Below are 10,820 nucleotides of genomic sequence, written 5' to 3' on the forward strand. Positions count from 1 at the left end.
CTAGGCCGTGAACTCATAAACGCATCAGCGGATGGTCGTCGGGCCGTCCGGTAGGGAAGTGAGGTAATCTGCGATTGCACACGCTGTGGTGGCAGCGGCGTCGGGGTCTACGACCGATAATCCCATATGATCGGATGCGATTCCGACTAGGTACGTTGTTGCTTCGTCTTTCGAGCTATCGTGGCAGAGCATGCTGACGACGTGCAGCAGATAGCTATCATATTCGTCGGCGCATCCTTCGCCACAAGTGCCGTGCTCATCTGCCAATCCGATCGGATCCCAAAGCTTCCAACCGATGTCGCGCAAACGGGAGAGCTGTATTTTCGGGTATAGCGCCATGCCGGAATCCTAACATCGCAAGCGGCACTCGACCATCTGCCCTTTCCATTTCGCCCGTTTGCTGATTCAGCGTCGGCATGAGCCGATATGATCTGACCGACTTCGAGTGGCGTGTGATCGAACCGCTTCTGCCCAACAAACCGCGAGGGGTGCCACGTGTCGATGACCGCCGCGTGTTGAACGGCATCTTCTGGGTACTGCGATCAGGTGCGCCGTGGCGTGACCTGCCTGAACGCTATGGTCCGCGAACTACCTGCTACAACCGATTTATACGATGGCGGAAGGCGGGCGTATGGGACCGGATGATGGACGCCATCACTGCCGCCCACGACGGCGACCTTCAGATGATCGACAGCACATCAATCCGGGCGCACCAGCAGGCTGCGACGGCAAAAAGGGGGATCGAGATCATTGTCTCGGTCGCTCCAGAGGTGGGCTCACGACCAAAATCCACGCGGTCGTCGATGGGCAAGGTCTCCCGATCCGACTGAGCCTTACCGCTGGACAAAGCCATGACGGCCAAGCCGCTGACGATCTGCTAAGCCATGTAGGTGCCGAAGCAGTCGTGCTGGCGGACAAGGCCTACGATGCGGATCGCATCCGGGCGTCTCTCCGCGAGAAAGGAGCGTTCGCCAATATCCCGCCAAAGGCCAACCGACGGTCGAAACCGTACTTTAGCACTTGGCTCTACCGCGAGCGCAACCTGATCGAACGCTTCTTCTCCAAGTTGAAGCACTTCCGCCGAGTTGCCACCCGATACGACAAGCTGGCCGAGAACTTCCTCGCAATGGTCCAACTTGCCTCAATGCGCCTGTGGCTACGGATTTATGAGTCTACGGCCTAGTTGATCCAGGAGGCCGATGTTGGTGTAAAGTGCACATGCCAGTGGGCTCGACGAGCCAGCCAGGCCTTGATCCTTGGCGTCTTGCGTGGCGTAGTTGTCCATCACGAGGTGCGCGTCTGGACCGTCTGGCACCGCAGCGTCGATCTGCTTGAGGAAATCAGGAAACTCGGTTGCTCGCGGTCGCGCGTGGAGCTGGGACTTCTCGTGAACACACAACACGACTGCCCGGTTCGGGGGCGACATGTAGAGGCCGACGATGTTCTGCACCTTGTCGACGAACAGCGGTTCTGGCTTCCAGTCACTCCGGACATCGTACTGCAATGGTTCGCCTGTAGCGTCCGTAAAATGCACTTTCGTGTAGTCACCCCTAGTTCGTCAAAAACCACGACAGACCCCGAGTGGGAGCACGAGTACCGCAAATTCACCGAATTCTATGGGCGGTTCGGCTTCAAGTGGCAGACGCCTCCGAGGAAGGCCGTTTCAACCACTTCCCCTCTGACCGTATGCGTTCGGGCACCGCCGTCCAGCGGAGCGCCCCACGTGCAATGACCGCTTTAGGGTTGTGCCCAGAGCCGATCTAATGGCGAGGTCTGGTGGATAGCTGCCGCCCGTCAGTCGTCCGGCTCAAGTCGGATACAAGCGCGGAACCCACCTCCCACAGTGTCCTGCCGATGCCAAACCTCCACTACCCTGTGATGCACGAAGTACCCTGACGGAGTGTCGATGGCGAGGTACTCACCGGTACGAGGAAGAAAGTCGAACTCGGCCGTGAAGACCGGTTCGAGGGCCTCAGGGCCGTCAAAGGCTTCAACTAAGGGCATGACGGGACGTCATACGACCGGGGCCTCGACCGCTATGGGGCGGAAGCAGAGATCTATTCGGACGGACTCCGAGGAGGTGTAGCGCAAAGCGTCGCCGGCCAATGCCCTGCCCTTTCACCGATCCGCTGCAACCTTCTGAGTGTTGGGGAAAGTCATGTCCACAATTAGCCCCGGATGATTGTCACTCAGCGCAAGAGCTCCGCGATGGACGCGCACGATTGATTGCACCAGGCTCAGCCCAAGGCCTGTCCCGGGATCACCCCGGCTTCCATCCAATCGCACGAAGCGCTCCAGCGCGCGCTCATGCTCCTCCGGAGGGATACCCGCACCCGAGTCCGCGACAGTGATCCGCGAGCGTCCCTCCACGCCCTCGACCTTCACGCGAATAGTGCCGTGTGCCGGTGTGTGCCTCACCGCGTTGTCGAGCAGATTGGCGACAGCGCGGTCGATTAAGGGGCGGACGCCGTCGATCCACGCTGGCCTCAGTTCTGAGACGACACGAAGATGGCGCTCCTCGCAAGCGGGCCTGTAGAGCTCGAGCGCCTCCGCAGCTACGGATGCCAAGTCGAGCGGCTCAAAGGACTGCTGCGATGTGCCTTCGATACGCGCAAGTGCAAGAATGTCGTTGATGGAGCGGAGGAGGCCCTCTGCATCTGCTTCGGTCTCGTCAATCGCGCACCGCAGCTCTGCGGTGGTCGTCTTGCGCATTCGCGTGAGTGCAAGACGCGACTTGATCCGGGTAAGAGGCGTTTTCAAGTCGTGTGCGAGAGCATCTGTCGCGGTGCGCAGTCCCTCCACGGTGCGCTCGAGATTTGAAAAGCAGGTGTTGATAATCTCGGCCAGGCGATCGTATTCGTCATGGCGTTCCGATGTGGGCAACCTTTGACTGAGGTCTCCAGCTAAAAGCCGCTCGCCCGTGTCCGCAGCCGTCTCGACAAAGCGCAGTGCTCTTCGGCTGAGCCACCAGCCCAGCAGAAGCCCTACAACCAGCGTTCCCAGAATGGACCAAGCCAACGACGCAAGATATCGCTGCTGCAGCCGTTGGCGCGTTTCCGTCAGCTGCCCGACGAGCAGTCGGTACCCTGGCTCGAGCCAGAGCACTCGCACCTCAGCCCGGCGGCGGGTGGAGCCCTGGCTGCTGACAACGTCGGTGGAAAAGGTGTAGTGACCGGGGCTATGTATTCCGTCCGGCCAGGTGAAGAGATTGCCTGCCAAGGCGCGGCCATCGGGTGAGGCGAGAACGTAGAAATAGCCTCTCACGCGGTTCTCACTCTCTGTGAGGAAAGCCGCCAGGCCCACAATTCCAGTTTGCTGGTATCGTCTTGCGAGGCTAGCAGCCTCGGCATCCATCTGGGTCCGGTTCTCAATCTGAAGCTGGCGCACGGTCTGCACATATTGCAGCGTCAGCGCCATGGTTGTCGCCAGAAGCGCTACGAGTGTAAAAAGCAGAGCACCACGAAAGGCCGCGGAATGACGCCAGGGGATGGGTTGGCTAGTGATCACTGAGCCGATATCCGGCGCCCCGCACGGTGTGGAGGAGCGGCGCCTCGCCCTCGCGGTCGATCTTGGTCCGCAGGCGGCTGATATGCACGTCAATCACGTTCGTACCAGGATCGAAGCCGTAGTCCCACACGGCTTCGAGCAGCATAGTGCGTGTAACCACCTGTCGTGCGTGACGCATGAGGTATTCCACAATCTGATATTCCTTCGTGGAAAGTTCGATCGAGCGCCCGTTGCGCACCGCTGTTCTCCGTAAAGGGTCGAGTTCCAAATCCGCGACTTTCATCTTTCCACCGTGCGGCTGCAGCTCCGGCTCGCCGCGCCGGACGATGGCAGAAAGCCGCGCCACCAGTTCTTCGAATGAGCAGGGCTTGGCCAGGTAATCGTCTGCTCCTGCATTGAGGCCCAGCACGCGATCGTCGACCTGGCCTTGCGCGCTCAGGATCAGAACCGGAACTCTCTGCCCTTGGCTGCGGATCGCCTGAAGCACTGACAGCCCATCCAGCTGCGGCAGGTTTCTATCGAGGATGATGGCATCATAGTGGCTCGTCAGAGCTTGGGTAAGTCCGTCCAGTCCCGAGGAAGCGTGGTCGCAGGCATGCCCGAGTTCGCGAAGCCCCTGACGGAGATACTCGGCCGTTGGCCGGTCATCCTCAATAATCAAGAACTTCATACTCTCGAGTGATCTCCGATGCGCTTCGGACAGGGGGGGCGCCAGATCATTACAAAGATTTAATCTTCGCCTCATGCTGGCGTTTCCCGGCGTACCTATCCTCATCTCAACTAACGTTCATACGAGGACAGAATGATTGAGAAGGATCAACGTTTCGGCCGCAAGGTAATTGGCCTGGGCGTCGGCGCAGCCCTCATTGGAGCGACTGCCGCTGGTGGTGCCGCAGGTGCGCTGGCGGCCAGGGCTTCTGCCGAGGCCAAGCAACTAACCTCGTCCGAAGGCAGCGCCGCTGGGCGCGCGCGCTTCACCCGCGTGGCCTTGCCGGTCGCCGACATGGTGAACCAAGTCATGCCTGCTGTGGTACAGGTTCAAGCCCGTCGAACGGCCGCGGCCGAAGACTCAGGCATGGGCGCCCTAGGCCGCCTGTTCGGAGGCGGGAGCGCCCCTCAGCAGCGCGGTCCCGGAGCAGAGACAATGGGCTCCGGCTTCATTATCGACAGCAAAGGACTGGTGGTTACCAATGCCCACGTCGTTGCCGGTGCAGATCAGCTGACGGTGAAGCTGGCTGATGGCCGTAACGTTTCCGCAAAATTGGTTGGACAGGACGAGAAGACGGACCTTGCGGTTCTGCGGATCGAAGGCGGCAACTTCGCCGCGGTCAAGTGGGGCAACAGTGATGCATTGCGGGTGGGCGAGGATGTTGTGGCGGTTGGAAGCCCTTTCGGCCTTGGCAGCACTGTAACGAAGGGAATCGTCTCCAGTCGCGACCGGTCGATCGGCGCGGGACCGTACGACGAGTTCCTGCAGATCGATGCGGCGATAAACCAGGGCAACTCTGGCGGCCCACTTTTCGATGCCTCTGGGCAGGTAGTGGGCGTGAATACCGCCATATTCTCGCCATCGGGTGGTAACGTGGGGATCGGCTTTGCAATTCCCTCGCAGATGGCAAGATCCATTGTGGCGCAGCTCGCCGCTGGCGGTACAGTCACTCGCGGCCAAATCGGGGTCAACATTCAAGACGTGACGCCCGAAGTCGCAGACAGCCTGGGCCTTAGGGATGCGGCAGGTGTGCTTGTGTCGGGTATCATTCAGGGAAGCCCGGCGCAGCGCGCCGGGTTGCGTGCTGGCGACATTCTGACCAAGTTCGGCGACACAGGCCTACAGGGTGCTCGGGACCTCTCGAAGCTTGTGGCGCAAGCCCGACCGGGCACGGTCGTGAGCCTGCTCGTACAGCGCGGCGACCGATCTATCTCGGTACCGGTGCGCATTGGCGACTCCGCAAAAGCTGCAACTCGGCCGGGCTTCGCAACGCAGTCTCCCGAGCAACCACCTCGCCTCGGGGTACAGGTCGCGCCCACGTCGGCGGACCTGAACGCACAAGCCGGACAACCCGCCAATGTGCGCGGAGTTATTGTGCTGGGCATAGCTCCGGGCTCCCCCGCCGCAGCGCGCGGCCTGCAGCCAGGCGACATCCTGGTTGCGGTGAACCGGACCCTGATCGTCTCCGCTGAGACACTCACCACCGCCCTCGATCAGGCGGCAGCTGCCGGTCGCAAGCACATCCTCCTCGAGGTTGTGCGCGCCGGGACGGGCGCGCTCGTCACCGTCCCCATTGGGAGCGGAGGCGCGGACAGCCATGGCAACAACTGAGCTCAGAATTGAGGCTGCTCAGATCGCTGGCATTCCACTTTTCGCATCGCTGGAGAGCCGGGATGTTCAGGATCTGCTCGACGCCTCGAAGTTGCTGAGATGCCCTGCGGGAACGCAGATGTTCCGGCAGGGGCAGCGGCCTGAGCACCTGCATGTTCTCGTCAGTGGGGAGCTTGAGCTTTTCACGACTATAGGCGACCAGCGTTGCGGTATATTCTTGCTGTCCGCATTTCGTGCCGCGCCAGCTGATCGCCGAGGCCATCGACATCGTCGTGTTCATTTTAGGACGCGGCAGCGATCGTCGAGTCTCGAAGGACGCGGCAGCGATCGTCGAGTCTCGACCGTCGCGCGCCTTGTCGGGCTCGACCCTGACACGGGCGCCTACGCGCTCTCCGACTTCCTCAACCCCAACGCCAAGGAGAAATGATCGATGGCAAGGACACATCTTCGTCGCCTTTCGGCCAACAGCCAGCTGCGGGCTGCGACCGGGCTGGGCCTAGCGCTCACGCTCGCCACGCAGGTTCAGGCCGCTGGATCGGGCATGCCCTGGGAGGAGCCGCTCCAGCAGTTGCTGGAATCGGCGCAAGGGCCGGTCGCCAAGATCGTCGCGGTGATCATCATCATCGTCACGGGCCTGACCCTGGCGTTTGGCGAGACAGCCGGTAGCTTCCGGCGTCTGATCCAAATCTTCTACGGGCTGTCGATCGCGTTCGCCGCCTCGAGCTTCTTCCTGTCCTTCTTCAGCTTAGGTGGCGGAGCGCGGATCTCGTGATGGGTTCCGGGCAGCACATCGATGGCTTCGAAGTGCCGATCCATGGGTCACTGGGAAGCCCGCTCCTCCTTGGCGGCGCCCCACGCGGGATCCGGCGTTGCGCTGTGGGCGGTCGGGCACAGACGCCGTGAGAGCCATTTCTATCCCGACAGCGACTTTCCCGACGCGGCGAGCTGGCTGGTCGATCGCGAACGACGCGCCGCGTTCGAGGCAGAGGGCGCGCATTTCGAGAGCCTTTATCATCTGACCCTCACCTGGTTGCCGCCCGCAGACGCGGCGGACAGCGCCGGGCGCTCGCTGATCGAGCGTCCGGACGCCGGTGAATGTTCGCTCAAGGAGCGCGACTGGCGGGGCGCGCTCGCGCAGCTCGTCGCCGAGACGGACCGGCTGCTCGACCTGCTTTCAGGCTTCATGGCCGACGTGCGGCCGCTTGATGACGACGCGACGCTGACCTTCTTGCACGGCACCGTCTCGGGCCGCAGCCACGCAGTGATCGCTCCCGAGACTCCGATGTATCTCGACGGTATCCTTGCCGACACACCGCTGGTCGGCGGGTTGGAATCGCGTGTGTCATAGCAAGATCGAGAACACGGGCGAACTTTGCTTGAGTAGAAGGTGCTGGGAGCTGCTGCCTATTTTTTTTCGAATAACGGCCGTCGCTGAACGCCGCTCATCCACTCGCGCTATAATGAAACGGATGTCTTCTGACACTCAGCCGCGACTGTGCTGAGTCTTTGGACAGAGCTCGAGGAAAAGAAGTTTTGTTGTTCTTCAGAAACCTGCACATCGCGCAGAAGGTTATGGCAGGGCTGGCACTGCTGGCGCTCCTGTCGGTGTTCGTCGCCGGTTTTGGCGCATTCCAGCTGTCCACCATGGCCGAGCGCTCGGGTGAACTCATCGGAAAAGAAGCCAAGAGCATGAAGCTCGCGGCGCAGGCGAACGAGAACAAGAGCCGGATGCACCAGATTTGGTATGCGACGGCGATCGAGAACGATCTGCCTGATTTCCGCAATCAGCTCGAGCAGATCGCAGCCGAACGTCGCGAATTTAATCAGCGGCTAGAAGCGCTTCGCCCCTTTATGACTGGTGAGGACGCGCAGCTGTTCGCCGCACTTGAACAAGGTCTTTCAGACTATTTCGCTGCGACGGATAAGGTGCCAGCCCTGTGGATCGCCGGTCGTCGCGAAGAAGCGGAGGATGTGATCCAACACCCCGCGCGCGAAGCTTTCGAGAAGATCGATGAGGCGCTGGCGGCGATTGTTGCCAGCCAGGACCAGGCACTTGAAGCCGGCGCTGCCGCTGCGGAGGCGCAGTCCGCGACAGGGTTTTGGACGCTGGTGCTCGTGTCGCTGATAGGCCTTGTTTCCATTTGCGGAGCCGTCGTTTGGATGGTCCGCCGCGAGGTAACCGGACCGATCATCTCTATGACCAGCCTGATGAACCGGCTGGCGGAAGGCGATCATACGATGGACGTGCCGAATACCGAGCGTTCCGAGGAAATCGGCGACATGGCACGCGCCGTCTTGGTCTTTCGCGATAACGCCCGCTCTCAGTCTGCCGCCCAAAACGAAAAGGCGCGCGCTGAAGCGGAGCAAAAGCTTGTGGTCGACACGCTGGCCCAAGGTCTACGCAGTTTGGCCCAAGGCGATCTTAGCCATGAGATCACCGCTGAGTTCACCGGAAGCTATGCCGAGGTAAAAACGAGCTTCAACGACGCGCTCGCCGCGCTACGGTCGTTGATCGGCAGCGTGATCGCAAGTTCTAGCTCACTTCGGGCTGGCTCGCACGAGATCGCCCAGGCGGCGGAAGATCTGGCTCGTCGCACAGAAAGCAATGCTGCCAGCATTGAGGAAACTACCGCCGCCCTCACGCAAATCGATGGTCGCATCAAGGCGACGGCCGAAGCTGCCGGTCGCACCGTCGCTCGGGCGGACGATGCCATCTCTACCGTAGGGGGCGGCCGCTCGATTGCCGATGAGGCTGTCCAAGCCATGGGCCGGGTGCGCGAAAGCGCCAAGGGGATCGACGAAGTGATCGAAGGCGTCGACAAGATCGCTTTTCAAACGCGGGTTCTGGCTATGAACGCAGCGGTGGAGGCGGGTCGCGCTGGCGATGCGGGACGCGGCTTCGCCGTTGTCGCAGATCTCGTATCGGCCTTGGCAATGCGCGCCGAAGAGGAAGCGAAGCGCGCTCGCGATCAGCTGACCCTCACGCAGACCGACATCGTGACCGCCGTTGGCGCAGTGCAGAGTATCAACGGCGCGCTCACCGATATCTCGGATGGCGTGGGTGAGGTCCATGCGCTTCTCGGCACCATGGCGCTTGATAATCACGCCCAGGCGTCTGCAATTGCCGAGATCAGCGCCGCAATGAACAGCATGGACCAGTCGACTCAGCAGAATGCGGCAATGGTGGAGGAAACCTCCGCCGCCGCCCGCAATCTCTCGAGCGAGGTGCTGGCACTTTCCGAGCAGGCCGGTCGCTTTCGCATCGACCGTGAGAGTAAGGCGAGGGGCTCTCGCAGCGGTGAGATCGCCAACGCTGCCTCATATCTGCCGACCCTCGGCTCGGCGGCGGCATGGGCCCCTGCATGACGACCAATCGGGCATGACAGCTCCGGAAAACGTGTCCCGATTGAAGGCAGTTCGTCCCAAGGCGGCTGCACCACCATCCAAATACGAGAACCGATCGATGTATCGCCCCCCCCTTGTGGCGCTGCTGCCGCTATGCCTGATCGCTGCCCCTGCGCAAGCGCAAGACGGTGACCTTGAAGTGGAAGCCAGCATCCGCCTCCGCGTAGAGGGTATCGACGGTCAGTTTCGTCCGAACACAGCCGATATGGGCGCGCTTCTCCTCCGCACCCTGGTCAGCGCCGAGTATGATGCTGGCCCGGTACGGATCGGCGGCGAGATCCAGGATGCACGCGCCTATTTCGATCGCGCCCCTTCCTCCATCGGCACGACGGAAATCGACACGCTGGAGCCGATCCAAGCGTATGTGGTCGCCGAACTCGGTGAAAAGGCCGAGTTGCAGGTCGGCCGCATGACCATGGACTGGGGCTCGCGGCGCTTGGTGTCGCGACAGAATTTCCGCAACTCCACGAACGCCTTCACCGGCGCGCGTCTCGACTGGCAACCGAGCGCCGGCAACAGCATCACACTGTTCTGGACCATGCCGCAGGACCGCCGACCAAACGACCGCGAGGGTATACTCGACAACGCGGTCGAGCTGAATCGGGAGCGTCCAGACCAGCAGTTCTTCGGCGCCCGCGCCATGATGGCGAATCGCGTCTCCGGTGCCAGCCTGGAGGCCTACCTCTACCGCTTGGTTGAAGAGGACGCGCCGAACTTCGCCACGCGCGACAGGCACCTATGGACCGGTGGCTTCCGACTCTTGAAGACGCCCAATGTCGGCGCTGTGGACTTCGAGATCGAGGCAGTGTGGCAGCAGGGCACGACCCGCGCCTCCGCCGCGGACCGGACGGACCTGAACGTCAAGGCCTACTTCATGCACGCAAGCATCGGCCGCACCTTCGCGGCCCCTTGGTCGCCGCGCCTGATCCTCTCCTATGACCGCGCGAGCGGCGACGGTCGAGGCAGCAACTACGGCCGGTTTGATACGCTTTTCGGCGCACGCGTGTTTGAGTATGGTCCTAGTAGCCTCTATGGACCGATTGGCCGCGCGAACCTCAGTTCACCGGAGGCGCGTCTCGAAGTGAAGCCTAACAAGCGCTGGGACGGCTACTTCGCCGTTCGCCCACTCTGGCGGGAGAATGCGACCGATGCCTTCGCCAGTACGGGGCTACGCGACGCGAGCGGGGCAACCGGCTGCTATGCCGGCACCCAGTTTGACCTGCGCGTCCGCCATTGGCTGAAGCCGGACCGCGTACGGGTGGCCGCAGGCGCGGCAGTGCTCGCTAAGGGCAACTTCCTCCGCAACGCCCCCCGCGCACCGCAAAATGGCAATAGCCACTACGGCTTTGCGGAAATTACATACGGCTTTTGATGAAAGGCACTCCATCGGCCTGAGTGCTGCCCTGGTCGGGCTGATCACGGGCAGCTACCGGGACTACATCCGCTTTGCTGAGAATGCTCCACAGAAAAAGCCACGAGTGACCGAAAGCGGTCGAGGCTGTGTAAAAACGCGCCGAGGCGGAGGTGTCGGATCTTAGTGCGGTGACAGGCTGTGCACGATTTTTGCTAAAGGCGCGGCTCGTGATCA

At 61.7% G+C, this 10,820-nt stretch carries 12 protein-coding genes and 2 pseudogenes; 7 read left to right on the forward strand and 7 right to left on the reverse strand.

Annotated elements, in window-relative coordinates:
• Window positions 1–24: 24 nt before the first annotated feature.
• Window positions 25–339: a hypothetical protein gene (locus tag ABVV53_RS01675; protein WP_353982419.1), complete on the reverse strand. Its 315-nt coding sequence runs from the start codon at window positions 337–339 to the stop codon at window positions 25–27.
• A 77-nt stretch (window positions 340–416) separates the two neighbouring features.
• Here ABVV53_RS01675 and ABVV53_RS01680 point away from each other — a divergent pair.
• Window positions 417–1,183 (forward strand): IS5 family transposase gene (locus tag ABVV53_RS01680; protein ID WP_353982420.1). Its coding sequence is split into 2 segments (ribosomal slippage): window positions 417–729 and window positions 729–1,183, totalling 768 coding nucleotides; the frame shifts between segments, so codons are not numbered across the junction.
• Here the strand turns inward: ABVV53_RS01680 and ABVV53_RS01685 are convergent.
• The 4 genes and pseudogenes from ABVV53_RS01685 to ABVV53_RS01700 form a co-directional block, all read right to left on the reverse strand.
• Window positions 1,183–1,471 (reverse strand): annotated as a pseudogene (locus tag ABVV53_RS01685) (transposase); the annotation flags it as partial. The gene ABVV53_RS01680 and the pseudogene ABVV53_RS01685 overlap by 1 nt on opposite strands.
• A gap of 323 nt (window positions 1,472–1,794) precedes the next feature.
• Complete coding sequence (locus ABVV53_RS01690; protein ID WP_353982592.1) at window positions 1,795–2,004, reverse strand: hypothetical protein; 210 nt, start codon at window positions 2,002–2,004, stop codon at window positions 1,795–1,797.
• Between the two features lie 114 nt (window positions 2,005–2,118).
• Complete coding sequence (locus ABVV53_RS01695; RefSeq protein ID WP_353982593.1) at window positions 2,119–3,417, reverse strand: sensor histidine kinase; 1,299 nt, start codon at window positions 3,415–3,417, stop codon at window positions 2,119–2,121.
• Window positions 3,418–3,496: 79 nt separating this feature from the next.
• On the reverse strand, window positions 3,497–4,177 hold the full coding sequence (locus ABVV53_RS01700; RefSeq protein WP_353982594.1) for a response regulator transcription factor: 681 nt from the start codon (window positions 4,175–4,177) through the stop codon (window positions 3,497–3,499).
• 132 nt (window positions 4,178–4,309) lie between these two features.
• On the opposite strand from ABVV53_RS01700, the gene ABVV53_RS01705 reads away from it, so the two are divergent.
• Entirely contained in the window at window positions 4,310–5,827 is a 1,518-nt protein-coding gene (locus ABVV53_RS01705) for a Do family serine endopeptidase (protein ID WP_353982595.1), read from the forward strand.
• Here ABVV53_RS01705 and ABVV53_RS01710 read toward each other — a convergent pair.
• Window positions 5,778–6,095 (reverse strand): hypothetical protein, encoded by a 318-nt coding sequence (locus ABVV53_RS01710; protein WP_353982596.1) that lies wholly within the window; start codon window positions 6,093–6,095, stop codon window positions 5,778–5,780. The genes ABVV53_RS01705 and ABVV53_RS01710 overlap by 50 nt on opposite strands.
• A gap of 162 nt (window positions 6,096–6,257) precedes the next feature.
• Between ABVV53_RS01710 and ABVV53_RS01715 the strand changes: the two genes are divergently transcribed.
• The 5 genes and pseudogenes from ABVV53_RS01715 (at window position 6,258) to ABVV53_RS01735 (ending at window position 10,604) form a co-directional block, all read left to right on the forward strand.
• Window positions 6,258–6,599, forward strand: a complete 342-nt coding sequence (locus tag ABVV53_RS01715) for a TrbC/VirB2 family type IV secretion system protein (RefSeq protein WP_353982597.1) — start codon at window positions 6,258–6,260, stop codon at window positions 6,597–6,599.
• Window positions 6,599–6,691, forward strand: a pseudogene (locus ABVV53_RS01720) (VirB3 family type IV secretion system protein); the annotation flags it as partial. The gene ABVV53_RS01715 and the pseudogene ABVV53_RS01720, both read left to right, overlap by 1 nt.
• On the forward strand, window positions 6,669–7,175 hold the full coding sequence (locus ABVV53_RS01725; RefSeq protein WP_353982598.1) for a hypothetical protein: 507 nt from the start codon (window positions 6,669–6,671) through the stop codon (window positions 7,173–7,175). The pseudogene ABVV53_RS01720 and the gene ABVV53_RS01725, both read left to right, overlap by 23 nt.
• Window positions 7,176–7,363: 188 nt before the next feature.
• The gene (locus tag ABVV53_RS01730) at window positions 7,364–9,193 is read left to right on the forward strand and encodes a methyl-accepting chemotaxis protein (RefSeq protein WP_353982599.1); all 1,830 of its coding nucleotides are present in this window, start codon (window positions 7,364–7,366) and stop codon (window positions 9,191–9,193) included.
• Between the two features lie 97 nt (window positions 9,194–9,290).
• Window positions 9,291–10,604 carry an alginate export family protein gene (locus ABVV53_RS01735; RefSeq protein ID WP_353982600.1) on the forward strand — a complete coding sequence of 438 codons (1,314 nt, stop codon included), beginning with the start codon at window positions 9,291–9,293 and terminating at the stop codon, window positions 10,602–10,604.
• Here ABVV53_RS01735 and ABVV53_RS01740 read toward each other — a convergent pair.
• Window positions 10,588–10,820, reverse strand: a 233-nt coding sequence (locus ABVV53_RS01740) for a hypothetical protein (protein ID WP_353982601.1), incomplete at its 5' end; no start/stop codon positions are given. The two genes, ABVV53_RS01735 and ABVV53_RS01740, sit on opposite strands and share 17 nt — an antisense overlap.

This window comes from Novosphingobium kalidii (genome assembly GCF_040534015.1).
Lineage (GTDB): Bacteria > Pseudomonadota > Alphaproteobacteria > Sphingomonadales > Sphingomonadaceae > Novosphingobium > Novosphingobium kalidii.